We start from the raw sequence: 25,108 nt of genomic DNA, 5'->3' as shown, positions 1-25,108 counted from the left end.
ACACACTGAGTGGTCGAATGACTACCGAGAGAGAAGTATGCTCAACGCGGCTGCGGGGGGCCGAGACAGCAGAGTCTCGTGCGCACGACGTCGGTGGTGCGGGTCTAGCGAGCGGGGTGAGCGTGACGGCATCGGGTGAGACGCGGATCCGCCTGTCGCACTTCACGGGCGACGGCTACGACGTCGGCCGGTCGCGCCTGTGGCAGGCCGCGTGGCAGCTGGTGTCCACCACGGTCTTCATGCGGTGGTGGTTCCCCGCCCGGGGTCGCGTCGCGGTGCTGCGCTGGTTTGGTGCCACCGTGGGGGAGGGCGTGCTGGTGCGCCACCGCGTGCGCATCCACTGGCCGTGGAAGCTGACGATCGGCGACCACTCGTGGATCGGTGAGGGGGCCTGGATCCTCAACCTCGAACCGGTGACCATCGGCGCCGACGTGTGCATCTCGCAGGAGGCACTGCTGTGCACGGGCAGCCACCGCTTCGACCAGGAGGACTTCCGGTTCGACAACGGCCCGATCGCCATCGGGGACGGAGCATGGGTCGCGGCCCGTGCGACGGTGCTACGGGGGCTGGCGATCGGCCCGGGGGTCCTCGTGGGGGCGGGTCAGGTTGTTCGGAGGTCAGTGGAGCGAGAGGCGGGAATCCCTGCGGCCCCGGCCGTCGCCGACCCCGCGCCCCGCGCGCACGTCAGGGCCAACTGATGTCCGGTGCGTGGGCCTGGCTCACGCTGGTCGTAGGCCTGGGCTCGCTGGTCGCCTTCGGCTCCCTGCGACGCGGGGACCTCGTCTCCCCATTCACCGTCGTCGTCGCACTACTACTGTCGATATTTGCGGTCAGGCCGCTGCTGATCAAGGACGACTCGTCGATGTCGTTGTACGGCCTCGACTTCCGGCCCGGTTTCGAGACGGCGAGCCTCGTAGGGTTGGTGGCCACAACCGCGTTCGTGACGGGATACGCGGTCCAGCGGTCGCGTCGCAGCGCCACGCCACCGCACCCACCCAAGACCGGGCCGCCGTCGGCTCCGGCGCAGGCGGGGGTCGCTACCGCGTGGTTCTGGCGGTGCCTCGTCGCCGGGGACCTCGTCCTAGGTCTCTGGGTGGTCACGACGGTGGCCACGTCGGGTCCGGGAGCCTTCGCCGCCCTCGCGAACGGCCGGACCACCGCTCTCGTCGGGGCGAGCACCCTGCCGGTCATCGTCCCCGCGCTGCCCGCCGCGGCTGCCGTCGTCCTCGCTTTCGGTCGCGTCACCACGGAGCGGGCCGGGCGCCTGACGTGGGTTGCCCGGGCGACCTATTGGTGCTCGATCTTTCTGTGTGCCCTGCCGTCCGCGTTCAGCGGGAGCAGGCGGTTCCTGCTGCCGGTCGTGCTGGTCGGTCTGCTCGGGGCTTGGGGGGTCGGTCTTCGCAAGGCGGTGTCGGTGTGGGCCCTCGCGGCCTTCGTCGCCGTCTTTGCCTTCGTGAGCGCGGTGCCGTACGTGCGGAGCACCGGGTCCCGGGCCAGCGGCGCTTCCCTCGGAGAGTCCGTAGTGGCGTACCTACAAGACAACGGCGTCTCGGGCGTGCTCCGCAACCTCTTCGTCTCGTACGACACCCAGATGTTCGACTACATCGCGCTGATCTCGGCGCGGATCGGCTCCTCCCTGGAGTTCGGGCTGGGCCGCGGGACGGTCGGTGAGGCACTCTTGGTGCCCCTGCCCCGGAGGCTGGCGCCGGTGCCGACGTGGAGCGATCAGCTGCTCACCAGCACCTACGGCGGGGCATGCGGTACCGGGGACGCCTGCCCCGTGCCGAGCGTGCCCGGCACCCTGTACTTCGACCTTGGTTACGTCGGCGTCGCCGTGGGGATGTTCCTCCTGGGCCGCCTAGCTCTAACGCTCCAGGTCTCGCTGCCGCAGGTCTCCGGTCTCCGCCTCGCCGCAGTGCTGGTCGCCATCAGCAGCACCCCGTCTGTGTTCCGCGGGAACCCCGTCTCTCAGGTGTGGATCAGTGCGAACATCCTGCTTGTCTGCGGGATCACGCTCGCAGTCGTCTCCCGGAGCACGTCCCGCCCACCGTCGCAGGCTCCGCGCCCTGCGTCGGTCCCAGCACAGGCTCGGGTGCCGTGACGCACCGGACCGCAGGCAAAGACGCGTCCGGGTCGGCAGCGGGTGGGCGTGCGTTCCTGGTGACGCAGTACGGCGGGGTTCTGCTCGGCCGGCTGGTCGGAGCCGGTCTGCAGGCGGCGACGCTGGCCCTGTACGCCCGCCAGGCCACTCGATCGGAGTTCGGGACGGTCCTCGCCGTGCTGGGCGTGCTGACCGTCGCCGTCGTTGTCTTCGAGGGCGGGATGAGTGCGTGCATGGTCCGCGACTCCTCGGCCGACCGAGACCCCCAGCGGTTCCGCTCGGTGCTGCGGGCCACCGTGATGCTGAGTTCGATGATGGTGGTGCTGAGCTGGGTGGTGCTGGCGGTGCTCTGGGCCATCACCGGCAGTGTCACGTTCCTGCTGGTGGTTCCGCTCGCCGCCTGGGCGGCGACCGAGAAGAACGGCGACCTGCTGCTGACCGTGGCGCTCTGCGTAGGCCGTGCGGAGATCAGTGCTGTCTCGCTGCTGCAGCGCCGGGGCCTCGGTCTGCTCGGTTTCCTGGGGCTGAGCACGGTGTGCGGACCGACCCTCGCCCTCAGCGTTGGGCTACTGGCGGGGTCGGTTGTCGCGAACGTGCTGGTACGGCGCACGCTCGGGGCGGTGGTGGCACCGGGCGGTCCCGTCGTGCCGGCTGGACAGCTGCTCCGGGCGGCCCGACCGTTCTACGCCAACTCCGTCGCGGCCCAGCTGCGCAACCTCGACGTGACCGTCGTGTCGCTCGTCGCCGGTCCCGCCATCGGGGGGGTCTACGGCTTGCCCGCCCGGATGACGGCGCCGTTGCGCATCATTCCCACGAGCGTGGCCGCAGTGTCGCTGCGCTACCTGGGGGACGCCGAGCGCGGCAGATCGGCCTTGGTGCGGCGACTCCCCTTGGTCACGACCGCCGGGATGGCGCTGGTGATGGCTGTCCTGTTCATGGGGGCCCCGCAGCTTGTTGTCGCGCTGTTCGGCCCGCAGTACCTGTCGTCCGCCGTCCCGCTGCGCATCTTGTCTGTGGGCCTGGTCTTCGCGTTCGTGACGTCGTTCCAGACCAGCGAGCTGCAGGCCCGCGGACACGAGCGGTTCGCCGCGCTGGCGTCGACCCTGACGGGTGTCGGCGGTCTGCTGCTCGCCGCAGTCGGTGCCTGGGCAGCAGGCGCGCCGGGTGCCACGGCCGGGCTATGCACGTCCTTCGTGGCTCAGGCGCTCGTGTGTGCCCACCGAACCCGAGACCTGAGGAGGCGGCCGTGACGCGAGCGGTGAGGGTGTTCGTGAGCGCCCGTGCGCAGCAGGACAACCTAGGAGACGTGGTCCTGCGACGGACTCTCCTCGAGTGGCTCGAGCTGCCCGGGCCGCAGCTGCACGTGCTGCTCGGGTCGTGCCAGGACTACAACGACGCGCTGTCGTTGCCACCGACCGCACGCGTCTACCCGAGCAACCGTCGCTGGATGTCGACGCTGGTGCGGAGCCTGGTCCGGTCCCGGGTCGTGCTCGTCTACGCGCCCGGCCCGCAGGACCTCGACCTACGCGGGGGCGGATGGCGGCACGCGGGCGTCAACCTCGTGGTGAGCGCCGCGGTGCGTGCCTCAGGGGGCACCGTGGCCAAGGTTGGCCGCGGTTACACGGGCGAGTCCCGGCTCGGTACCGCGGTCGAGCGGGCCGTCCTGCGCTCGTGCTCGCTAGCAACGGTGCGGGACCGGAAGAGCCTCGAGCAGGTCGGGCCGGCCCACGTCGTACTGGCGCCGGACCTGGCGCTGAGCGCGGTCAACCTGCGAGCACCGAAAAGCGGTCGGCGCCCCGACCGGGCGGCCCTCTCCTTCCGCGCGGACGCGGGACTGAGCATGGCCGACATCCGTCGGTGTATCGGCGCCGTGCGCAGCAGTGGCTACACCCCTGTGCTCGTCACCCAGGTGAAACGCGACGACGCGCTGCACGCGCAGCTCGCGGGGGAGCTGGAGTGCGAGAGGGTCGCCTGGAAGGACGGCGTCGGCCATGCCGAACAGCTGACCAGAGTGCTCGACGCGTACGCCGGGGCGGCCGTGGTGGTGACCAACCGGCTCCACAGCGCAATCTTCGCGATGAACGTCGGGGCGGTGCCGGTGATCTACGCGGCCGAGGCGTACCCGAAGGCGGCCCGCACCCTCGAGGCCGTGGGGGTGGGCGGCGTCGTCGTCGACGTCGCGCGGAGGGGTCTGGACCCGGACGACGTCGCTCGGTGGGCCGCGGAGGTCGAGGCCCGGCGCCGCGACGCGGCGCGGTCCCTCGAGTGTGTCCAGACGCAGCTCTGCGGGCTCGTCGCAGCAGGTCCGACTGACGCGCCCGGCGCCCGCTCGGTGGTCGATGAAGGGGCACGACGATGAGTGATGAGCAGACGGTGGTCGTGCTGCAGCCCGCGATGGGTAGCTACCGGCAGGAATTTCTGAGGGCGTTGGAGGACCAAGGCGCGCCTGTGGAGTTCCTGGTGGGAGACCGGCACTTCGTCGAGTCGGTGCGGACCGGCGTCGAGAGCCCGCTGGTCACCAGCACGGGCGCCAATGTCTTCGTGCTCGGCCGGCGTCTGGGGTTTCAACGCGGTGTGACCCGCCGCGCCGTGGCTGCCGCGGTGTGCGTGGTCGAGTTGAACCCCCGCAACCCCAACACCTGGGTTGTCGCGGGGGTGCGCCGCCTGCTCGGCCGGCGCACCTGGGCGTGGGGGCATGTCTGGCCCCGTGGCGGCTCCGGCTCCCGGAGCGACCGGCTCCGCGGCGCCGTGCGTCGCCTCACGGGCCACGTGCTCGTCTACACCGCGGAGCAGGCCGCCGAGCTGAAGCGCCACTCGCCCACGGTGACGGTTGGGGTCGTCCCCAACTCGTTGTACCGGGCTGCCGACCTGGGCCCCAGCAGCGACGCTGAGCCAGACCGCTTCGTGTGGGTAGGGCGGCTCGTGCCGGAGAAGAACCCTCTGCTCGTGGTAGAGGCGTTCCGCCGGTACCGCCAGGACGGTGGCCGGTTGCGGCTCTCGATCATCGGCGACGGTGCCCTGCGGGCCGATGTGGACGACGCGATCATCCGCCACGGCCTGTCTGATCAGGTGACGGTGCTGGGGTGGGTCGATGACCGGCGCTGCCTGCAGGACCAGTTCTCGCGGTCGGCGGCCCTGCTCTGCACCGGGTACGCCGGCCTGAACGTCACGCAGAGCCTGGGTTTCGGTTGCCCGGTCGTCTACGCGGCGGGCGAGCGGCACAGCCCCGAGCTGTGCTTGCTCGACGCGGGCAACAGCATGCCCTTCCCATCCGGTGATGCAGCCGGTCTGGCCGCGGCCATGGCCCGGTCGCAGGCTTGGCCGGTAGACCGGTCCGCCGTGGCGCAGGCCGTCGCGCAGGAGTACTCGGCCGACGCCATGGCCCGTGCGTTTTCCCGCCACGTGGCGGTGACGTGAACGACCCGCAGCGTCCTGTCGGGGGTGCCGTGCAGCACCTGCGCGCGGCCGTGCACGCCGCGCGGCGGGTCAAGGCCCGGCTGCTCTACCGGGGCGAGCTCACGATCGGCGCCGACTTCCGCCTCGGCAGTGGTGCTGTTCTCGCGACGACCGGGCCGATCATCGTTGGTGACCGGGTGGGCATCGCGCGAAACTTCCACGTGGAGACAAGCCTCCGGGTGGGTGATGACGTGCTGGTGTCGAGCAATGTCAGCCTGATCGGCAACGACCACGACTTCTCCGACGATGACCGGACCGTCTTCTCGGGCGGTCGCAACCCGCAGTCGGCGGTGGTGATCGAGGGCGACAACCTCATCGGATTCGGGACCACGATCATCGGGGACGTCACGATCGGCCGCGGAGCAATCGTGGGAGCGCGGTCGGTGGTGACCAAGGACGTCCCGCCCGACTGCATCGTCGTGGGGTCGCCGGCACGCGTGCTGCGCCGCCGCCGCACCGCGACCTCGGCTGGGGATGACGCGGCGGCCACGCCCCCCGCGGCGACGGCCACCACTAGCACTGCCGCACGGCACGTACCTATCGACGGAGGGGAGAGGGGACCAGGATGACCAAGAGGGCACTCATCACCGGTATCACGGGCCAGGACGGGTCCTACCTGGCTGAGCTGTTGCTGGGCAAGGGATACGAGGTGCACGGCCTGATCCGTCGGGCCTCGACCTTCAACACCGCCCGGCTCGACCACCTCTACGTCGACCCGCACGACCCCGACCCGCGGCTGATCCTGCACTACGGCGACCTGAGCGACGGCGCCCGCCTGGTGACCCTGATGGCCCAGATCCACCCCGACGAGGTCTACAACCTGGCCGCGCAGTCCCACGTCCGGGTGTCCTTCGACGAGCCCGAGCACACCGGGGACACCACCGGCATCGGCTCGATCCGCCTGCTCGAAGCGGTCCGGCTGGCCGGGGTGGACTGCCGGTACTACCAGGCGTCGAGCTCGGAGATGTTCGGCGCGAGCCCACCGCCGCAGCACGAGGAGACGCCCTTCTACCCGCGCTCGCCCTACGGCGCGGCCAAGGTGTACTCGTACTGGGTCACCAAGAACTACCGCGAGGCCTACGGGATGTTCGCCGTCAACGGGATCCTGTTCAACCACGAGTCACCCCGGCGCGGTGAGACGTTCGTGACGCGCAAGATCACGCGCTCCGTCGCCCGGATCAAGGCGGGCAAGGAGCGCCACCTGTACATGGGCAACATCGACGCGGTCCGCGACTGGGGCTACGCCCCGGAGTACGTGGAAGGCATGTGGCGGATGCTGCAGGCCGAGGCCCCGGATGACTACGTGCTCGCGACCGGCGGCAGCTACACCGTGAGGGACTTCCTGCGGATCGCCTTCGAGCACGTGGGCCTGGACTGGGAGGAGCACGTGCGCTTCGACGAGCGCTACCTGCGGCCCACGGAGGTCGACGCGCTGATCGGCGATGCGGGCAAGGCCAAGAACGACCTGGGGTGGGTCCCTTCGGTCCACACCCCGGAGCTGGCGCGCATCATGGTCGACGCCGACGTCGAGGCCCTGGCGCACGAGGGCCGGCCGTGGATCGACACGGTGCGCCTCGACGGGTGGCGGGGGTGACGGGCGCCCCCGCGGACGGCACGTCCTTCACCCCGGCGCCGCTGGACCGCTCGGCGCCGTTCTACGTCGCCGGGCACCGCGGCCTGGTCGGCTCGGCGCTGTGGCGCCACCTGCAGGCGCAGGGCTTCACCAACCTGGTCGGCCGCAGCTCGGCCGAGCTCGACCTCACCAACCGTGCGGCGGTGGCGGCCTTCCTCGACGAGGTCCGTCCTACCTACGTGGCGCTGGCCGCGGCCAAGGTGGGCGGCATCCAGGCCAACGACACCTCCCCGTACGACTTCCTCAGCGAGAACCTGCAGATCCAGGTCAACGTCATGGACGCCGCAGTGGCGCAGCGGGTCCCGCGGCTGCTGTTCCTCGGCTCGTCGTGCATCTACCCCAGGCTTGCCACCCAGCCCATCACCGAGGACCAGCTGCTGACCGGTCCGCTCGAGCCGACCAACGACGCCTACGCCATCGCCAAGATCGCCGGCATCCTCGCGGTGCAGGCGGCGCGCAGGCAGCACGGCCTGGCCTGGATCTCGGCCATGCCGACCAACCTCTACGGGCCGGGTGACAACTTCTCCGCCTCGGGGTCGCACGTGCTGCCGGCGATGATCCGGCGGTTCGAGGAGGCGCGGACCTCCGGTGCCGCGGCCGTGACCAGCTGGGGCAGTGGTACCCCGCGACGGGAGTTCCTCCACGTCGACGACATGGCCAGCGCCTGCCTGCACCTGCTGGAGCACCACGACGGGCCGACACAGGTCAACGTCGGCACGGGGGAGGACCTGACCATCGCGGACCTCGCCCGGATGGTCGCCGACACCGTGGGCTACGACGGCGAGCTCCGCTGGGACACGTCGAAGCCGGACGGCACGCCCCGCAAGCTGCTGGACGTCTCGACCCTGCTCGGGTCCGGGTGGCGGCCCACGATCCCGTTGGCCGACGGCGTCCGCGACACGGTGGCGTGGTACCGCGACCACCTCGACGTGGTGCGGCAGTGATGAGATCTCACAGCGCGCAAGCGGTCATGTGCGTAACGTGACCACCTCACGGGGGCGTGGGACCCCCTTCGTCACTCGCGCGGCCCGCAGGATCCGGGCGGCAGGTTGAGCAGCGAGGCGACGAGGACCCGAGACGAATGCGAGTGACGTGGACATCAGGGACTACCTCAAGGTGCTGCGCACGCGGTGGCGCGTCGTGGCCGGGACGACGCTCGTCGGCGTGCTCGTCGCGCTCGGCGTCTCGTTGACCACCACGCCGCAGTACGCCGCGTCCTCCCAGCTGTTCATCACCACCACGGCGAACACGGACACCAGCTCCGGCGCCTACCAGGGCAGCCAGTTCTCCCAGCAGCGCGTGGTCTCCTACACCCAGCTGCTCACCGGGCAACAGGTGGCGCAGCGGGTGATCGACCAGCTCCGGCTCGGCACCTCACCGGCCTCGCTCGCCTCCCGCGTGTCCGTGGCATCGGTGCCCGACAGCGTCATCCTCGCCGTGACCGTGCAGGACCCGTCGCCCACGCAGGCCCGGGACCTGACGAACGCCGTGGCGCAGCAGTTCACCGGTCTCGTGGCCGAGCTCGAGACGCCCGCCGGCGGGGGGACGCCGGCCGCCCGCGTCACCGTGGTGCAGCAGGCCAGCGCCCCGTCCGCCCCCGTCGTCCCCAACATCCCGCGCAACCTCGCGCTCGGACTGGCCGCGGGCCTGCTGCTCGGCGTCGGTCTCGCCGTGATCCGCGAGCGGCTCGACACCACGGTCAAGACCCGGGAGCGCGCCGCCGAGTCGGCCGGGACCGCCGTCATCGGCTCGGTCCCCTTCGACAAGGACCGCCCGGAGCACCCGCTCGTCGACTTCGAGGCCCGCAACTCGATCAGTGCGGAGGCGTTCCGGGCCCTGCGCACCAACCTGCAGTTCCTCGACGTCGACAACCCGCCGGCCGCGATCACCGTCTCCTCCTCCGTCCCCGGGGAGGGCAAGACCACCACCGCGATCAACCTCGCCCACGTGCTTGCCGAGGCGGACAAGCACGTCATCCTGGTCGAGGCGGACCTGCGTCGCCCCCGCGTCGCGCGGTACCTGGGTCTGGTCGAGAACGTCGGTCTCACCACCGTGCTGACCGGGCAGGCGGGTCTGGCCGACGTGCTGCAGAACACCGCCAACCCCAACCTGCTCGTCCTCGCCGCCGGGGCGCACCCGCCCAACCCCAGCGAGATGCTCGGCTCCACGCAGATGCGCACGCTGCTGACGGAGATGCGCGGCCACGCCGACTACATCGTGTTCGACGCTCCGCCGCTGCTGGCCGTCACCGACGCGACCGTGCTCACCACCATCACCGACGGTGCGCTGCTCGTCGTCCGCCACGGCCACACCAAGCGTGACCAGCTCGCCCGGGCCGCCGCCAACCTGCGCGCCGTCGAGGCCCCGCTGCTCGGCGCCGTCGTCAACATGACGCCGCACAAGGGCGCCGAGGAGTACGAGTACTACTACTACGAGTCCGAGGAGCCCGGCTCGGGTAGCTCGTCCGACGCCAGCCCCGCGCGCACCGACGACGCCCCCCGGCAGGACGCGGCCGACGTCCCCGACCCCGCAGCGCACCCGCACGCCGAGCCGCGTCAGCCCGTGACCACGGGTGCGGGGCAGCCGAGCCCGACGGCGCGCCGCAGCCCGGTCAACGGGTTCGCCCGGCACCGCACCGACGTGTCGGGCGGCGGCCGCGCCTGGCCGTCGGCGTGAGCACGGACGGGCCCGGCCCGGACGGGGATTCACCACGCACCACCACGGTGCGCCGGCGTCGGCGGCGTTCCGCCGAGGCCCGCAAGCGCCGCCGCAACCGGCGGATCCTGCTCGGCACCGGGGGCGGTGTGGCCCTGGTGGTCGTGGTGCTGGGCCTGTGGCTGGCCTACGGGGCCACCGCGGCCCAGCACGACCTCGAGGCGGCGCGTGACCACGCGGGCCGCGCGCGGGCGGCCCTGCTCGACGGGGACACCGCCACCGCGCAGCGCGAGGTCGACCTCGCCACGGAGAGCTCGGGCTCCGCGCGCAACGCCACCTCCGCGTTGCCGTGGCACCTCATCGCCCCGCTCCCCGGCCTCGGTGAGCCGTTCGCCACCGCCCGGGATCTGACCGAGGTGGTCGACGACCTGTCCCGCACGGTGCTGCAGCCGGCCGCGGCGGCCGGGCAGGCCCTGAGCCCGGCCCAGCTGCGCGGAGCGGGCGGGCAGATCAACCTGACCGCGCTGACGAGTGCCCGCGCGCCGCTCGCGCGCGCCGCCGCCGCCTCGGCCGACGTCGCCGCGCGGGCCCGCGCGATCCCGGACTCCTCCTACCTCACCCAGGTCAACGACGCCCGCAGCACCCTCGTCGAGCAGACCACGCAGCTGGCGGACCTGCTGCGCGACACGAGCACCGCCGCCACCCTCCTCCCGCCGATGCTGGGCAGCGGTGGCGCCCGGCACTACTTCCTGGGCTTCCAGACCAACGCCGAGGCCCGCGGCACGGGCGGTCTGCTCGGCGGCTTCTCCATCGTGGACGCGGACCGGGGCAAGGTCAGCCTCGACACGGTGGCGAGCAACGCGGAGCTGCGCAACGACGCCCCGGCGGGCCTCGACCTCGGACCGGACTTCGCGCAGCTCTACGGCCGCTACGACAGCACCACCGTCTGGCAGAACAGCAACATCAGCCCGCACTTCCCCTACGCGGCCCGCATCTGGGGCGACCTGTGGCAGCGGCAGAGCGGGCAGCGCCTCGACGGCGCGATGGCCACCGACCCCGTGGCGCTGAGCTACCTGCTCGGCGCCGTCGGCCCCGTCACCCTGCCCGGGGGGGAGTCGGTGACCGCGGACAACGTCGTCGCACTGACCGAGTCCGAGGCCTACACCCGCTTCGCCGACGACAACACCGCGCGCAAGGCCTTCCTCACCGGTATCGCCTCGGCGGTGTTCGACGAGGTGGTGGCCGCGCCGCCGGGCGCCACGACCGGACTGCTCCGGGCTCTCGGTCGTGCGGCCGGCGAGGGCCGTCTCATGGTCTACAGCGCGGACGCCGGCGAGCAGCAGGTCATCGAGACCACCCCGCTGGCGCACGCGGTGCCCGACACCGCCGCCCCCTACGCGGGCGTGGTGCTCACCAACGCCAGCGGGGGCAAGATCGACTACTACGTCGGCCGCAGCATCGACTACACGGCAGAGGGGTGCTCCGCCGCCACCCGCGCCACCACGGTCCGGCTGACGCTGACCAACGCCGCCCCCACCACCGGGCTGCCGTCCTACGTGGCCGGTCGGCTGGACCAGAACCCCACCGGCCCACCGGGGACCGTGCGCGAGCTGGTCACCGTCTACGCCACCCAGGGCGCTGCCCTGCGCTCGGTGACCGTCGACGGCGTCGCCCAGGCGGCCGAGGCGGGCAGCGAGCGGGGCCACCCCGTGTTCCGGGTGGACCTGCAGGTGGTGCCGGGCACCTCACCGGTGGTCGAGCTCGACCTGGTGGAACCCACCACCGAGGGCGCCGCGGTGGTCCCGGTGCAACCCCTCGTGCGACCCGCCGAGGTCACCACGAGGGTGCCCGAGTGCCGGCTCGCCGACTGACAACCGCTGGTAACGGCCTTTGTCACCGAGAGTGACGCAAGCCCGACCGAAAACAACCCGACTGCGCAGCGCAACGTCCAGTCACTGACGGTTATGTTGTTGCCGGCAGATCGGATCAGATCTGCTAGGGGGTTCGAGCACGGGTCGTGGTCCGACGAGGGATCGCACGCGGTGCGCTCGGCCCGTGCACGACCCGCTCACCAGTGGGCGCCACGCTCCGCACGCCACCACAGAAGAGGACCACATGAACACCATCACCAGGGCCGCCGGTGCCGCGGTCCTCACCGCCGGTCTCGGCCTCGGCCTGGCCGCACCCGCCTCCGCGCAGGTCGTCGTCCAGCCCGGCCCCATCAGCAGCAGCCCCGACGCCAGCCCGCTCCTGCCGTTCCGGTTCCCCTGCACGCTGTTCGGGGGCACGTTCACCCCGGCACCGGCCTACCCGCCGGCCGCGCCCGGGGTCATCGGGACCTGCACGTACAACTTCGGCCCCGTGCAGATCATCGGCTCGGGCAACCAGGTCCAGATCAGCCTCTTCGGTCTGCCGCCGTTCACCCTGGTGTTCGGTCCCGGCTCGACCAAGCCGCTGGCGACCACCGACGCCAGCGGGCAGGCGACCGTGGCCGTGGCCGCGGACGCCGTCACCGCCGGCGACGTGCCGCTGACCGTGCAGGACGCGTCGGGTGCACAGTCGACGCTGACCGTGCCCCGCGCCGACGTCGCGCCGGACGGCACCGTGACCGCGTCGGGCGCTCCCGTCTCCGCGGCCCCCGTGGCGGCCGCCGCGGGCGCTCCGGCCGGTGCGGCCGACCCCGTCAGCTCTGACGCGGTGGCCACCAAGTCCTTCGTCGAGGTCAACCCGGCCTCCGTGCCGGGGACCGACCACACCGCCGCCTACGCGCTCGGCGGGGGGATCCTCCTCGGTGGGGTCGCGCTCTCGGGTGTGGCCGCGCGACGCCGCAAGCAGGACTGACGCCGCCCAGGCGCCGGAGCACGACTGAGCACCCCGGGACCGGGTGGTCCCGGGGTGCTCTGCTGTCCGGGGGCCGCGGCCCGGCGCGCCCGCGCGGGTCCTAGCGCGCGTGCGACCACAGGGGCGCGAGGCGGGTCAGCGCGTCCGCCACCATCGCCCCGGCGCGCTCGAACTCCGCCCGCGGCAGCCCGATCGGGTCCGGCACGTCCAGCTCGCGGGCGGGGAAGCCCCGCCGGTGCCGCGCCAGCTGGACGGGAGCCGGTTCGTCGGACACCGCGTCGGGGACCAGCTGCGCCGCCTCCCGCAGCGTGAAGGTGCGCCGCAGCGCCGCCGGTCGCAGGTCCAGGACCTTGCCGCGGTGCGCCGCGGTCATGGCGAGCACCAGGTCGGCCCCGTCGATCATGGCGGCGGTCAGCTGACGGCCCCGGAACCCGTCCGCGTCACCGCCCAGCTCGGCCAGCACGGCGGCGGCGGAGGGTTCCATGGCGTGGTCCACCACGGCCCGGGTGCCCGCGGACGACGCGCTCACGTCCCAGCCGTGCGCCGCGGCCTGCGCGGCGAGCAGGCGCTCGGCGGTGGGGGACCGGCAGATGTTGCCGGTGCAGACGAACAGGACGTGCACGCGGACCTCCGGGCTAGGGGTGGGAGCCCCGACCCTGCCCGACGCGGCCGGCCGGGGCGCCTCGACCCGCCGCCGGACCGGTGAGGCGCCGCGTGGCGCCCCGGGCGGCCAGCAGGACGAGCGGGCCGAGCAGCCATGCCGCGAGCACGTCCCCCGCCCAGTGGTAGGTGCACAGCACCATCGCGACGCCGACGACGGCGGCGTACCCCGCGGCGACGAGCGCCCCCACCCGCCGCCACGACCGCGGCAGCAGGCACAGCAGCACCCCGGCGACGACCACGGCGGTGGTGGTGTGCCCCGAGGGCCACGCCAGGGTGGAGTCGCCCCGGGGCCCGACGCGGCCGACGACGTGCTTCAGGCCGAGCACGGCCACGCTGAGCAGCACGGCCGCGGTGAGCGCGAGGACGGCGGGGGGCCACGTGCGGCGGGCGGCGGAGACCGCCGCGCCCACCGCCAGCAGCAGCGCGACCGACGTCGCCGGGTTCGCCACGTCGGCCACCGCGTGCGCGACCTGCACCACGATGCCATCGCCCCGCTGGTGCACCCACGCGCGCAGGGCCAGGTCGAGCCGGGCGAGCGGACCACCCAGGACCACCTGGGTCCACAGCCCCACGAGACCCAGGACGAGGACGACGGGCAGCGCCGTCCGACGGGTGCGCACGGCGGCGGGGACCCGGGCGATCGTCACCGCACCACGTTACCGGGACCGCCCTAGGGACGGCCCAGGCGTCGCACCGTCCAGCCCGCGTCCCGCCACGCCCCGTTCGGCAGGCAGTTGCGGGCGTCGATCACCGTCGGGGTGGCCACCACCGCGGCGAGTCGCACCGGGTCGAGCTCACGGAACTCCGGCCACTCGGTGAGCACCAGGGTGACGTCGGCGCCGGCCGCGGCCTCTTCCCACCCCGGGGCGTAGCGCAGGGTGGGGAACAGCCGCCGAGCCGTGTCGTTGGCCGCCGGGTCGTAGACGGTCACCTGGGCGCCCTTGAGGTGCAGCGCGGCCGCGACGTTCAGCGCGGGAGAGTCCCGCACGTCGTCGGTGTCCGGCTTGAACGCGCACCCCAGCACCGCCACCCGCGAGCCCAGCACCGAACCGCCCAGCGCCTCGTGGGCCAGGTCGACCACCCGTTGGCGCTGACGCATGTTGATCTCGTCGACCTCCCGGAGGAGCGCGACCGCTCCCGTGGCGCCGAGCTCGCCGGCGCGGGCGGAGAAGGCGCGGATGTCCTTGGGCAGGCACCCGCCGCCGAACCCCAGGCCGGCGTTGAGGAACTTCCGGCCGATCCGGGGGTCGAGGCCGATCGCGTCGGCCAGCACACCCACGTCAGCACCGGCGGCGTCACAGATCTCGGCGATCGCGTTGATGTAGCTGATCTTGGTGGCCAGGAAGGCGTTGGCACTGGTCTTGACCAGCTCGGCGGTGGGCAGGTCGCAGACGATGACGGGGGTGTCCTGGGCGATCGGCCCGACGTAGACGGCGCGCAGCTGCGCCTCGGCGTGCGCGGAGGTGACGCCCAGGACGAGCCGGTCGGGGCGCAGCGTGTCCGCCACGGCCAGGCCCTCGCGGAGGAACTCGGGGTTCCAGGCCAGCTCGGCGCCGGGAGGCAGGGTGGCGGCCAGCCGGGCAGCAGTCCCAACGGGCACGGTGGACTTGCCCACCACGACCGCCCCGGGTCGCAGGTGGGGCACCAGAGCGGCGACGGCGGCATCGACGTAGGAGACGTCCGCGGCACCCGAGCCGGGGGTCTGCGGCGTCCCGACGCAGATGAAGTGCACGTCCGCCCCGGACACCTCGGCCACGTCGGTGGTGAAGCGGAGCCGGCCGGACTCGACGTGGGTGCGCAGCAGCTCCTCGAGGCCGGGCTCGTGGAACGGCACCGACCCCTCCGACAGGGCCTTGAGCTTCACCTCGTCGGTGTCGAGACCCACGACGTCGAACCCCAGCTCGGCCATGGCTGCGGCATGGGTCGCCCCCAGGTAGCCGCACCCGATCACGCTCAGCCGCAGTGCTCGTCCGCTGCCATCCGACTCCGTGCTCACCCGCTCAGTCTGTCAGGTGGGACCCGCGGCGGGGCCTCCACGATCAGGCGACGTGGACCCGGTTGCGTCCTGCCTCCTTGGCCTGCCGCAGGGCCCCGTCCGCCCGGGCGACGAGGTCCTCCAGCGCCGTGGTGGCCGCGCGCTCGCTCGCTGCGTGGTGGGCGAGCCCGATGGAGATGGTGACCGGTCCTGCGCCAGGCAGGTCGATCCGCGCCACCGCCGCCCGGAGCCGTTCGGCGACGCTCTCGGCCGCGGACTCGTCGAGGCCCTCCAGCACCGCGACGAACTCCTCCCCGCCGAAGCGGGCCAGGGCGTCGGGGCCACGCAGCTCGCGGCGCAGGCAGTCCGCGACGGCGACGAGCAGCTCGTCCCCGACGAGGTGGCCGCAGGTGTCGTTGACGCGCTTGAAGTGGTCGAGGTCGCAGAACAGGACCGACACCGGGACCCCGGCCCGAGACGCGCGCACGAGGACCTCCCGCGCGTGCGGCTGCCACGCAGCCAGCGTGAGCAACCCGGTCTTGGCGTCGGTGCGCGAGGTGTGGTGCAGCGCGTTGACCAGCGAGCTGCGGTGCAGGTAGGTCACGAGGAGGAGCACCAGCGGCGTCAGCTCGGGCACCTGGTCGAGGACCACCGCGGTCACCACGCCGAGCACGAGGGTCGCCAGCTCGTACCCGACCCCGTCGGCGTCGGGCAGCAGGACCCGTACCGACGGGGGGCGGGTGGCCAGCCAGGCCCCGACGAGCACCAGCGCGAAGTTGACGGTGGTGAACACGACCAGAGAGCCCACGACGGCCAGTGCCCCCGCGACGCCCCCGTCGAGGGCGTCCGCCCCACCACTCAGGTGCAGCACACCGCCGGCGGCCAGCGTGGCCAGGACCAGCGTCGCGCCCGTGTAGACCGCCCGGTGCGGGTGCCCGGACCCGTCGCGGTGGCGCTGCACCAGGATGTGGGCGTAGCAGAGCACGACCAGCAGGGCCGCCCAGCCCGCCGGGGCGAGCAGCGTCGCGGCGAACGCCCACACCGACACCTGCTCGGAGAAGACCGTGTCACTGCCGAGGTAGCGCTTGAGTCGCTCCACCCGCGAGGTCGCCTCGCGGTAGACGACCGAGAGCACCGCTAGCAGCGCGACCCGCGCGACGTCGGCCCCACCGACGTGCGTGGTGAGCAGGGCCAGGGCGAGGCCGACCGCCGCCAGCGCCTCCACCCCGAGCAGCCAGGCGCGCGCCACCGGGGCGACGGACCACAGCTCCCACCCGCGAATGCTCGCGACCCCGTGCGACGTCTGTCGCAGGTGAGGCGGGCGGGCCATGATCGTGGCGCTCCATCAGTGCGGTCGCGGGCACGGGCTGCACCCTCGGGCTGTCCGTTCGATGATCGAAAACTACCTCAGCCGAGCGCCGGACGTCAGTGGTCGCGAGCGAGTTGTGGGAGGAGGTGAGTGCTGTGGCGAGGAAGGGCTGGTCGTGGGGCTGACCCCCGCGGGGTGACGAGGTGGTGCGTGGTGAGTGGGAGGAGGTGAGTGCTGTGGCGAGGAAGGGCTGGTCGTGGGGCTGACCCCCGCGGAGTGATCGGACCGGTCGGTCAGCCGGCAGTCGGGCCCGTCGGGAGGGAAGCGCGCCGACGTGCCGCGGCCAGCAGGGCAGCCGTGGCGCTGGCCGCTGCCCCGGCGACGGCGACCGTGGTCGTCACGTCGAGCGCCTCGGTCAACGCTCCGGCGGCGAGCAGACCGGCGCCCTGGGCGCCGAGCAAGCCTGCTGAGGCGAGCCCGATGCCCTGGCCCCGCGCGGCGGCGGGCACGGTGCGGACGAACTCGGTGACCACCTGCACCTGGTAGGCGGTCGCCGCTCCGCTGGCCGCCCACAGCAGTGCGGTCACCGGCAGGCCGGGTTCTGCCGCGCACCCCAGGAGCGGCAGACCCGCGAGCACGGCGAGCGGCGCGAGCAGCCGTCCTCGCGCGGCGGGCGGCACCCACCGGCCGAACACCAGGGTGCCGACGAGCACCCCGGCGGGGGAGGCGGCGAGGAGCAGGCCCAGGCTGCCCGGACCACCGCCGAGCTGCGCGACGTACGGGGCGGCGAGCCCCTCGGGGACCACGAGGAGCCCGAGCAGCCACGAGAACCCGAGGAGCACCCGCAGCCGGCGGTCGCGCAGCACCGTGGCGACCCCGCTGAGCCACCGGGCGCGCGGCGGGCTCGAGCCGACCACGCCCGAGGCGGCAGGCCTGGCCCGCACCCCCAGCCTGATCACCAGGGCGGAGAGCGCGAACGTCGCCGCGTCGACGGCCAGCGCCGTTCCCGGCCCGACCAGCGCCACCAGACCGCCGCCGGCCGCGAAGCCGGCCAGCTGGGCCGCCTGCGAGGTCGCGCCCCGCCAGGCGACCCCGACGGGGTAGTGCTCCGCGCTGAGGACGTCCGCCACCAGCGCGGACTCGGCCGCGCTCCACGGCGCGCCCACCAGGACGGCGAGCACGAGCAGACCCGCCAGGGCGGGCAACGGCACTCCCGGCACCGCCATCACGGCGAGCAGCGCGGCCCGCGCCAGGTCACCGAGGACCAGGAGGCGCCGCCGCGGCACCCGGTCGGCGAGGGGTCCCAGCAGCACGCCGCCGACCAGGGCGGGGAGGTAGGTCAGCGCGTACACCGCGGCGGTCGCGAACCCCGACCCGGTCCGGGAGAACACCAGCACGCTCAGCGCCACCCGCGCGACCTGGTCCCCCAGCAACGACTGCACGTCCGCGAGCCACAGCCACCGGAACTCGTCCACCCGGAGCACGTCGCGGAACCCGACCGCTGACGCTGAACGGCCCGCACCCCGCTCCCGCACTGCACCATTGAACAGCGGGGACGGCCGAGGGTGGGCGTCGGCCGCGCCGGTGGGGGTGCGCTGCGAACCGGTCGGGTGGTCGTCCCCGTACGCTCCGCTCGTGATGACCCGCGCGGGGGAGCTGGTCGGAGCACTCGAGGCCGACCGGGTCGCCGCGCTGCGCGCGGTGGGGGTGCTCGACGCGCCGCCGTCGGACGACCTCGACGCGGTGGTCGCCCTGGCCCAGGCCGCGGTGGGCCTGGCCGGGGCAGCGGTGAACTTCCTCGACGACCGCCGCCAGTACCAGGCCGCAACGTCCGCCGCGCTGCCGCTGCACTGCGCCCGCACCGACTCGATGTGCTCCGTCGCCGTCGACACTGCGGCCCCGGTGCACGCGCCGGACACCCGCACCGACCCCCGCTTCCGGGACAGCCCGTTCGTCACCGGGGAGCTGGGCCGCATCACCCGCTACGCCGCCTCCCCGGTGCGCAGCGGAGGCATGGTCGTGGGCACGGTGTGCGTGTTCGACACCGACGGCCCTGGCGAGCTCACCGCGGCCCAGCGCCACACCCTGGACCTGCTGGCCGCGCAGACCGGGCGGCTGCTCGAGCTGCGTCGGGTCAACCGCAGCCTGCGCGACATCGCCCTGCAGGACGAGCTGACCGGGCTGCCCAACCGTCGCGCGCTGCCCGCCGTGGCCGACGACGCCGTCGGCTCCGGCGCCCGCACCCTGGCCTACGTCGACCTCGACGGGTTCAAGCGCGTCAACGACGTCGGCGGGCACCACGTGGGGGACCGGGTGCTGCAGGTGGTGGCACACCGGCTGCGCCGTGCGGTGCGGCAGCCGGACGTGGTGGTGCGCATGGGCGGCGACGAGTTCCTGGTGGTGTGCGGGGCGGCCGTCGACGAGGCGGAGCTGGCCGCGCGGCTCGCCCGGGTGGTTGCCGCCCCGGTGGTGGTCGAGGGGCGCAGCTGGACCCTCGGCCTCTCCGCCGGCTACACCACCGCCCCCGCGGGGGAGCCGCTCGAGCTCGGGGTGCAGCGGGCCGACGCGGCGATGTACCGGGCGAAGACCTCCCGCCGCAGCGCCTGAGGATCAGACGGTGCGGGCCGGGCCCGTCGACATCCGACCCGAGGTGATAGCCACCCCCGGGAACGTTCCCGCCCGCAGCCAGCCCGGCAGGGTCGGCCCGGTGCTGGTGACGCTGACCCGGGCCAGGCGGGCCCGGCCGCGCAGCCGCGCGCCCGCCCGGCTCAGCCCACCCCGGGCGACGGGCTGGGCGAAGGTGAGCCCACCGGCCAGGGGCAGCGTCGGGCCGCGCAGCGCCGTGGCCGTGCGCACCGACCACCCTTCGCCGCTGACGAGCAGCCCGTCGTGGACGTCGCCGTCGAACGTGGCCAGCACCTTGGGCAGTGCCCAGTGCACCCGCCCCCCGTGGACGCTCAGGCTGGAGTCGACCGCGATGAGCGGCACCGTCATGGCTGGCAGCAGCCCGGTGCGGCGGCCCGGGGCGCGCAGCACGGGGCTGGCCAGGACTTCGCGGTAGGGGCCGACGGGGGTCTGGAGGTAGTCGACGACCATGGCCAGGGTGATCGGCAGGCACCGGCCGGGCGGGGCGAGGCGGCGGGCCTCGGCGGTGGCGCGGTGCCACCACAGGGTCGCGCGCACGGTCGCGGGCCAGGGCGGGTCGGCGCTCGGGGTCCCGGCCACGGCGGCGCGGACGGCGTCGTCGGGCTCGGACTCGGACACCGCCCAGGCGTCGAGCCCCCGCGTCTCCGTGCTCACCGGCCGACCACGCTGAGCGGCAGGGCGATGGCGTTCGCGGGAAGTCGCAACGCGCCGGGGGCGTGCGCGGGCACCACGGGCGCGCGGGGCGTGACGGGCGCCAGCGGCCGGTACGCCTCGTCCTGTCCCGGCCGCGGGTCGGGCTCACCGGCGTTGGGCCACAGCGCGAACGCCCGCTCCGCCTGCGCGGTGATGGTCAGCGACGGGTTCACCCCGAGGTTCGCGCTCACGGCGGACCCGTCGACCACGTGCAGCCCCGGGTGGCCGAAGGCGCGGTGGTAGGCGTCGACCACACCCGTCTCCGCCGTCTCCCCGATGGCGCAGCCGCCGAGGAAGTGGGCCGTCATCGGGATGTCGACGACCTCGAACATCGACCCGCCCGGGGTGCCGCCGATGGTGTCGGCCAGCCGGCGGACCGCCTCGTGGCCCTGCGGGATCCACCGCGGCGGCGGCGTGCCGGGGCCCTTGCGGCTGGTCATGCGGCGCCGGCCGAACCGGGTGCGCCGGGTGGTGAGCTCGAGGGAGTTGTCGTCGGTCTGCATCACCAGGGCGATGACGGTGCGCTCGGACCAGCGGCGCACGGACAGGCTGCGCGCGAACGTCACCGGGTGCCGCGCGGCCAGGCCGAGGGTCTTGACCAGCCGGGGCACGCGTCCGCCGCCGTCGGTGAGCAGGGTCTGCAGCAGGCCGATCGCGTTGCTGCCCGGGCCGTACCGCACCGGCTCGACGTGGGTGTGGTCGTCGGGGTGGAAGCTCGACGTGATGGCCACCCCGGCGCTGTAGTCGGTGGTCACGCTGGGCGTGGTCGCGGCGAGCACGGCCTCGGAGTTGGTGCGCACCGCGGAGCCGAGCCGGGGGCTGAGCCGCGGCAGGTCGCCCGTGTCCGCCATCGCGCCGAGGAGGCGCTGGGTGCCGTAGGTGCCGGCGGCGAGGACGACGTGCCGCGCGGTGAATCGCTGCGCGCGCCGTCGCCCGCCCAGCCCGGTGCCCCGGGTGAGCACCTCGAACTCGTCCCCGGTGTCGCGGACGCCCGTGACCGTGGTCAGCGGGTGCACCGTGGCCCCGGCCTGCTCGGCCAGGTAGAGGTAGTTCTTGACCAGGGTGTTCTTGCCGCCCACCCGGCAGCCCGTCATGCACGAGCCGCACTCGGTGCACGCCGTGCGCTCGGGCCCAGCGCCGCCGAAGAACGGGTCGGCCACCCGCTGCCCCGCCTGCCCGGGCTCGCCGAAGAACACCCCGACCGGGGTGTGGGTGAACGTGTCCCCGACGCCCATCTGCTCGGCCACGTCGCGCATGGCCACGTCCGACGGTGTCTCGGTGGGGTTCTCGACCACCCCGAGCATGCGGCGGGCCTGCGCGTAGTACGGCGCCAGCTCGGCCTGCCAGTCGGTGATGCCGCCCCACTGCGGGTCGGCGAAGAATGCGGCGGGCGGCTCGTAGAGGGTGTTGGCGTAGTTCAGCGAGCCGCCGCCCACCCCCGCGCCGGCCATGACGAGGACGTCGGGCAGCAGGTGGATGCGCTGCAGGCCGAAGCACCCCAGCTGCGGCGCCCACAGGTAGCGGCGCAGGTCCCACGACGTGCGCGGCAGCTCGCCGTCGGCGAAGCGACGCCCGGCCTCGAGAACCCCGACGCGGTAGCCCTTCTCGGTCAGCCGCAGCGCGGCGACGCTGCCGCCGAACCCGGAGCCGACGACGACGACGTCGTAGTCCGTGCTCGGCGCGCTCACGCGGCCACCTCCTCGCGGGTGCGCCGGGCCGCCGTCCGGTAGCTCTCCACGTCGAAGCGCCGGGTGGCCCGGCGGAACCGCCAGGTGAAGGTGGGCCACATCGCGGAGTTGCGGCCGGTCTTGTCGAAGTACCAGCTGGCGCACCCGCCGGCGTTCCACACCGTGCGGCGCAGGCCCTTCTGCATGCTCGCGTTCCAGCCGCGCTCCGCGTCGTCGCGCACCTCGACCTCCCCGAGCCGGCGGGAGGCCATGGTGCGCAGCGCGTCCGCGACGTAGCGGGCCTGCGACTCGAGCATGTAGACGATGGAGCTGTGGCCCAGGTTGGTGTTGGGGCCGTACATGAGGAACAGGTTGGGGAAGCCGGCCACCGTGGTGCCCCGGTGCGCCGACGGGCTGCCGTCCCAGTGCTCGGCCAGGGTGCGGCCGTCGCTGCCCCGGACCTGGTGCGCCACCGGGGGTTCGGTGGGGGTGAACCCGGTGGCGAAGATGATGGTGTCCACCTCGCGCTCGGTGCCGTCGCCGTCGACCACGCCGGTGGGGGTGACCGCGGAGAGCCCGGTGGTGACGAGCTCGACGTCGTCGCGGTCCAGGGTGGGCAGCCAGGCGTTGGTCAGCAGCAGCCGCTTGCAGCCCACGGTGTAGTCCGGGGTGAGCGAGTCCCGCAGGCCGGCGTCGCGGACCTCGACGCGCAGCTTCGTGCGCGCCACGGTGCCGATGAGCGGGAGCAGCCGGCGGAACTTGGCCAGCGGCAGGATGTAGAGCTCGCGGTAGGAGTAGACGAGCCCCCGCATGGCGCGCTGTGCCTTCGGGAACCGGTGGTAGAGCGCCTTCTCCGCGCGGCTCAGGGTGCGGTCGAGCCGGGGGATGACCCAGCCCGGGGTGCGCTGGAACACCGTCAGTGACCCGGCGGTGTCGGCGATCTCGGGGACGAACTGCACCGCGGACGCCCCGGTGCCGACGACGGCCACCCGCTCGCCGGTGAGGTCGTGCTCGTGGTCCCAGCGCGCGGAGTGGAAGGTGGTGCCCCGGAAGTCGGGCAGGCCGGGGACGTCGGGCAGCTTGGGCTCGCTCAGCGTCCCGGTGGCGACGACGAGGACGTCGCAGGTCAGCTCGCCGCGGGTGGTGAGCACGCGGTACTGCTGGGCGTCGGCGTCCCACCGGGCCTCGACGAGCGGGCAGTCGAAGACGACGCGCTCACGGATGCCGGTGCTCGTGGCGACGTTGCGCAGGTAGGCGAAGATCTCCGGCTGGCGGCCGTAGGTGTGGCTCCAGGACGGGTTGGGCGCGAACGAGAACGAGTACAGCGCCGTGGGCACGTCGCACGCGCAGCCCGGGTAGGTGTTGTCCCGCCAGGTGCCGCCGACGTCGGTGGCGCGCTCGAGGACGAGCAGGTCGGCGTCCGGGTCGTCGCGCAGCAGGGTGGCGGCCACGGCCATCCCGGCGAACCCCGCACCCACCACGAGGGTGCGGACGTGCTCCGGCAGGGTGACGGTGGGCGGGACGGGGACGGCCGTGGCGGTCATGCTGCGCTCCTGGTGATCTCGTGGGCCCACCGGTCCAGCAGCCGGCGACGGCGCCGCGCGGCCTGCTCGGGGGAGTTGAACAGGACGGCCATGCCGAGGCCGCGGACCAGCTCGACGGTCAGCTCGACGAGCTCGGCGTCGGCCGGGGCGGTGCTGAGCCCGAGCAGGCCGGGGGCGACGGCGACGAGCTCGTCGGCCACCCGGCGCTCGAGCGGCTCGAGCGCCGCCCGCAGCGCCGGCTCGGTGCGGGCGGCCACCCACAGCTCGAGCGCGGCGAGGAACAGCGGGCCGGAGAACGTGTCGGCCAGCAGCTCGAGGCCGACGGCGGGGGAGGTGGCCCCGGTCAGGGCCGCCTGCATCTCCGCGTGCCGCTTCTGGGCGAGGTGCTCCACCGCCCCCACGACGAGGGACTCCTTGGTCGGGAAGTGGTGCAGCTGCGCGCCTCGGGAGAGCCCGGCCCGGGCGGCGATGGCCTGAGTGGTGGTGCGGGCGTACCCGTCGTCGACGAGGCAGTCCAGCGTGGCCTCGAGCAGCCGGTGCCGCGTCTGCGCGGTCCGCTCCTCCTGGGTCCGGCGGCGCGGCGGGGCCGGCTCGTCGGTGGTGGCGTGGGCGGTCATGACGACGGACACTAGACGCGAGCCAACAAACAGTCCAGACTGCATCTAGACGCGCGACGGAGCGCACCGACGAGGAGGACCAGCGTGGACCGCACCCTGTACGAGCCCGAGCACGAGCTGTTCGGCAAGTCCTTCCAGGCGTTCCTGGACCAGCACGTGGCCCCCCACCACGACCGCTGGGAGGAGCAGAACATCGTCGACCGCGAGGTCTGGCTCGAGGCCGGCAAGGGCGGCTTCCTCGGCATGGCCGTGGACGAGGCCTACGGCGGTGGCGGGGTCAAGGACTTCCGCTACAACGCGGTCCTGGCCGAGACCCAGGTGGCCGGCGGGTACTCCGGACTCGGCTTCCCGCTGCACAACGACGTCATCGCGCCGTACCTGACCGACCTCACCACCGAGGAGCAGAAGCAGCGCTGGCTGCCCGGGTTCTGCTCCGGGGAGATCATCACCGCCGTGGCCATGACCGAGCCCGGCACCGGCTCGGACCTGCAGGGCATCAAGACCAACGCCCACCGCGACGGCGACGGCCCGGACGCGGACTGGATCCTCAACGGGTCGAAGACGTTCATCACCAACGGCATCAACGCCGACCTCGTGATCGTCGTCGCGCAGACCGACCCCGACGCGGGCGCGCAGGGCTTCTCGCTGCTGGTCGTCGAGCGCGACATGCCCGGCTTCACCCGCGGCCGCAACCTCGACAAGGTCGGGATGAAGGCCCAGGACACCGCCGAGCTCAGCTTCGACGACGTCCGCGTGCCCGCGAGCAACCTGCTCGGCACCGAGGGGCACGGCTTCTTCCACCTCATGGCCAACCTGCCCCAGGAGCGGCTGTCCATCGCGGTGTCGGCCGCCGCGGGCATGGAGACCGTGCTGGCCCAGACGCTGCAGTACTGCAAGGACCGCAAGGCGTTCGGCAAGCCCATCGGCTCGTTCCAGAACAGCCGCTTCCTGCTCGCCGAGCTGGCCACCGAGACGACGGCCACCCGGGTGTTCGTCGACCGGTGCATCGAGCTGCTCAACGACGAGAAGCTCACCGTGCAGGAGGCCGCGATGGCCAAGTGGTGGGCGACCGAGAACCAGGTCAAGCTCATCGACCGCTGCCTGCAGCTGCACGGCGGGTACGGCTACATGCGCGAGTACCCGGTGGCCAAGGCGTTCCTCGACTCCCGCGTGCAGACGATCTACGGCGGCACGACCGAGATCATGAAGGAGATCATCGGCCGCAGCCTGGGCGTCTGACCCCTCCACCCCGCCATTGGAGTGCCGATGGTCGTCATTCGCACGGGATGACGACCACTGGCACTCCAA

The 25,108-nt window shown here is 73.4% G+C and carries 22 protein-coding genes; 13 read left to right on the top strand and 9 right to left on the bottom strand.

Annotated elements, in window-relative coordinates:
* Window positions 1–122 precede the first annotated feature (122 nt).
* From ACYVOF_RS17445 to ACYVOF_RS17395, 11 genes are all read left to right on the top strand, one after another.
* Window positions 123–698, top strand: coding sequence for an LbetaH domain-containing protein (locus ACYVOF_RS17445; protein ID WP_460868716.1), 576 nt, complete (start codon window positions 123–125; stop codon window positions 696–698).
* Window positions 698–2,101 (top strand): hypothetical protein, encoded by a 1,404-nt coding sequence (locus tag ACYVOF_RS17440; protein ID WP_460868714.1) that lies wholly within the window; start codon window positions 698–700, stop codon window positions 2,099–2,101. Before ACYVOF_RS17445 ends, ACYVOF_RS17440 begins: the two co-directional genes overlap by 1 nt.
* A complete protein-coding gene (locus ACYVOF_RS17435; RefSeq protein WP_460868712.1) occupies window positions 2,098–3,351 on the top strand; it encodes a lipopolysaccharide biosynthesis protein in 1,254 nt (417 codons plus the stop codon). Before ACYVOF_RS17440 ends, ACYVOF_RS17435 begins: the two co-directional genes overlap by 4 nt.
* Window positions 3,348–4,460: a polysaccharide pyruvyl transferase family protein gene (locus ACYVOF_RS17430; RefSeq protein ID WP_460868710.1), complete on the top strand. Its 1,113-nt coding sequence runs from the start codon at window positions 3,348–3,350 to the stop codon at window positions 4,458–4,460. Before ACYVOF_RS17435 ends, ACYVOF_RS17430 begins: the two co-directional genes overlap by 4 nt.
* The gene (locus ACYVOF_RS17425) at window positions 4,457–5,518 is read left to right on the top strand and encodes a glycosyltransferase (protein WP_460868707.1); all 1,062 of its coding nucleotides are present in this window, start codon (window positions 4,457–4,459) and stop codon (window positions 5,516–5,518) included. The genes ACYVOF_RS17430 and ACYVOF_RS17425 overlap by 4 nt, the downstream gene beginning before the upstream one ends.
* Window positions 5,515–6,126, top strand: a complete 612-nt coding sequence (locus ACYVOF_RS17420) for an acyltransferase (protein WP_460868706.1) — start codon at window positions 5,515–5,517, stop codon at window positions 6,124–6,126. The genes ACYVOF_RS17425 and ACYVOF_RS17420 overlap by 4 nt, the downstream gene beginning before the upstream one ends.
* Window positions 6,123–7,151, top strand: coding sequence for a GDP-mannose 4,6-dehydratase (gene gmd, locus ACYVOF_RS17415; RefSeq protein ID WP_460868704.1), 1,029 nt, complete (start codon window positions 6,123–6,125; stop codon window positions 7,149–7,151). Before ACYVOF_RS17420 ends, gmd begins: the two co-directional genes overlap by 4 nt.
* A complete protein-coding gene (locus ACYVOF_RS17410; RefSeq protein ID WP_460868703.1) occupies window positions 7,148–8,134 on the top strand; it encodes a GDP-L-fucose synthase family protein in 987 nt (328 codons plus the stop codon). Before gmd ends, ACYVOF_RS17410 begins: the two co-directional genes overlap by 4 nt.
* A 148-nt stretch (window positions 8,135–8,282) precedes the next feature.
* Window positions 8,283–9,866 (top strand): tyrosine-protein kinase domain-containing protein, encoded by a 1,584-nt coding sequence (locus tag ACYVOF_RS17405; RefSeq protein WP_460868701.1) that lies wholly within the window; start codon window positions 8,283–8,285, stop codon window positions 9,864–9,866.
* Window positions 9,863–11,716 carry a DUF4012 domain-containing protein gene (locus ACYVOF_RS17400; RefSeq protein ID WP_460868700.1) on the top strand — a complete coding sequence of 618 codons (1,854 nt, stop codon included), beginning with the start codon at window positions 9,863–9,865 and terminating at the stop codon, window positions 11,714–11,716. The genes ACYVOF_RS17405 and ACYVOF_RS17400 overlap by 4 nt, the downstream gene beginning before the upstream one ends.
* A gap of 244 nt (window positions 11,717–11,960) precedes the next feature.
* On the top strand, window positions 11,961–12,686 hold the full coding sequence (locus tag ACYVOF_RS17395; RefSeq protein WP_460868698.1) for a hypothetical protein: 726 nt from the start codon (window positions 11,961–11,963) through the stop codon (window positions 12,684–12,686).
* A 100-nt stretch (window positions 12,687–12,786) separates the two neighbouring features.
* Here the strand turns inward: ACYVOF_RS17395 and ACYVOF_RS17390 are convergent, their stop codons facing one another.
* From ACYVOF_RS17390 to ACYVOF_RS17370, 5 genes are all read right to left on the bottom strand, one after another.
* Window positions 12,787–13,308 carry an arsenate reductase/protein-tyrosine-phosphatase family protein gene (locus ACYVOF_RS17390; RefSeq protein WP_460868696.1) on the bottom strand — a complete coding sequence of 174 codons (522 nt, stop codon included), beginning with the start codon at window positions 13,306–13,308 and terminating at the stop codon, window positions 12,787–12,789.
* A 13-nt stretch (window positions 13,309–13,321) separates the two neighbouring features.
* Window positions 13,322–13,996, bottom strand: a complete 675-nt coding sequence (locus ACYVOF_RS17385) for a phosphatase PAP2 family protein (RefSeq protein ID WP_460868694.1) — start codon at window positions 13,994–13,996, stop codon at window positions 13,322–13,324.
* 23 nt (window positions 13,997–14,019) lie between these two features.
* Window positions 14,020–15,345, bottom strand: coding sequence for a UDP-glucose dehydrogenase family protein (locus ACYVOF_RS17380; RefSeq protein ID WP_460868693.1), 1,326 nt, complete (start codon window positions 15,343–15,345; stop codon window positions 14,020–14,022).
* Window positions 15,346–15,388: 43 nt separating this feature from the next.
* The gene (locus ACYVOF_RS17375; RefSeq protein ID WP_460868691.1) at window positions 15,389–16,573 is read right to left on the bottom strand and encodes a GGDEF domain-containing protein; all 1,185 of its coding nucleotides are present in this window, start codon (window positions 16,571–16,573) and stop codon (window positions 15,389–15,391) included.
* Window positions 16,574–16,926: 353 nt separating this feature from the next.
* On the bottom strand, window positions 16,927–18,108 hold the full coding sequence (locus ACYVOF_RS17370) for an MFS transporter (RefSeq protein ID WP_460868689.1): 1,182 nt from the start codon (window positions 18,106–18,108) through the stop codon (window positions 16,927–16,929).
* 163 nt (window positions 18,109–18,271) lie between these two features.
* Here ACYVOF_RS17370 and ACYVOF_RS17365 point away from each other — a divergent pair, with 163 nt between their 5' ends.
* On the top strand, window positions 18,272–19,240 hold the full coding sequence (locus tag ACYVOF_RS17365) for a sensor domain-containing diguanylate cyclase (RefSeq protein WP_460868974.1): 969 nt from the start codon (window positions 18,272–18,274) through the stop codon (window positions 19,238–19,240).
* Window positions 19,241–19,243: 3 nt separating this feature from the next.
* On the opposite strand, the gene ACYVOF_RS17360 is transcribed toward ACYVOF_RS17365, so the two are convergent.
* The 4 genes from ACYVOF_RS17360 to ACYVOF_RS17345 form a co-directional block, all read right to left on the bottom strand.
* The gene (locus ACYVOF_RS17360) at window positions 19,244–19,858 is read right to left on the bottom strand and encodes a hypothetical protein (RefSeq protein WP_460868972.1); all 615 of its coding nucleotides are present in this window, start codon (window positions 19,856–19,858) and stop codon (window positions 19,244–19,246) included.
* Between the two features lie 71 nt (window positions 19,859–19,929).
* Window positions 19,930–21,660 carry an FAD-dependent oxidoreductase gene (locus ACYVOF_RS17355; RefSeq protein WP_460868687.1) on the bottom strand — a complete coding sequence of 577 codons (1,731 nt, stop codon included), beginning with the start codon at window positions 21,658–21,660 and terminating at the stop codon, window positions 19,930–19,932.
* Window positions 21,657–23,183: a flavin-containing monooxygenase gene (locus ACYVOF_RS17350; RefSeq protein ID WP_460868686.1), complete on the bottom strand. Its 1,527-nt coding sequence runs from the start codon at window positions 23,181–23,183 to the stop codon at window positions 21,657–21,659. The genes ACYVOF_RS17355 and ACYVOF_RS17350 overlap by 4 nt, the downstream gene beginning before the upstream one ends.
* Window positions 23,180–23,800, bottom strand: a complete 621-nt coding sequence (locus ACYVOF_RS17345) for a TetR/AcrR family transcriptional regulator (RefSeq protein ID WP_460868684.1) — start codon at window positions 23,798–23,800, stop codon at window positions 23,180–23,182. The genes ACYVOF_RS17350 and ACYVOF_RS17345 overlap by 4 nt, the downstream gene beginning before the upstream one ends.
* A gap of 84 nt (window positions 23,801–23,884) precedes the next feature.
* Between ACYVOF_RS17345 and ACYVOF_RS17340 the strand changes: the two genes are divergently transcribed.
* Window positions 23,885–25,039 (top strand): acyl-CoA dehydrogenase family protein, encoded by a 1,155-nt coding sequence (locus ACYVOF_RS17340; RefSeq protein WP_460868682.1) that lies wholly within the window; start codon window positions 23,885–23,887, stop codon window positions 25,037–25,039.
* Window positions 25,040–25,108: the final 69 nt, after the last annotated feature.

It is taken from the genome of Rhodococcus aerolatus (assembly GCF_054783215.1).
Note: the sequence above shows the minus strand (reverse complement) of the source record. Positions and strands in the feature narration are given on the sequence as shown.

Excerpts from the sequence above, each read along its gene's own strand:
- ACYVOF_RS17440 (WP_460868714.1), top strand. The coding sequence starts at position 698 with ATGTCCGGTGCGTGGGCCTGGCTCACGCTGGTCGTAGGCCTGGGCTCG.
- ACYVOF_RS17395 (WP_460868698.1), top strand. The coding sequence starts at position 11,961 with ATGAACACCATCACCAGGGCCGCCGGTGCCGCGGTCCTCACCGCCGGT.
- ACYVOF_RS17425 (WP_460868707.1), top strand. The coding sequence starts at position 4,457 with ATGAGTGATGAGCAGACGGTGGTCGTGCTGCAGCCCGCGATGGGTAGC.
- ACYVOF_RS17345 (WP_460868684.1), bottom strand. The coding sequence starts at position 23,800 with ATGACCGCCCACGCCACCACCGACGAGCCGGCCCCGCCGCGCCGCCGG.
- ACYVOF_RS17350 (WP_460868686.1), bottom strand. The coding sequence starts at position 23,183 with ATGACCGCCACGGCCGTCCCCGTCCCGCCCACCGTCACCCTGCCGGAG.
- gmd (WP_460868704.1), top strand. The coding sequence starts at position 6,123 with ATGACCAAGAGGGCACTCATCACCGGTATCACGGGCCAGGACGGGTCC.
- ACYVOF_RS17365 (WP_460868974.1), top strand. The coding sequence starts at position 18,272 with ATGACCCGCGCGGGGGAGCTGGTCGGAGCACTCGAGGCCGACCGGGTC.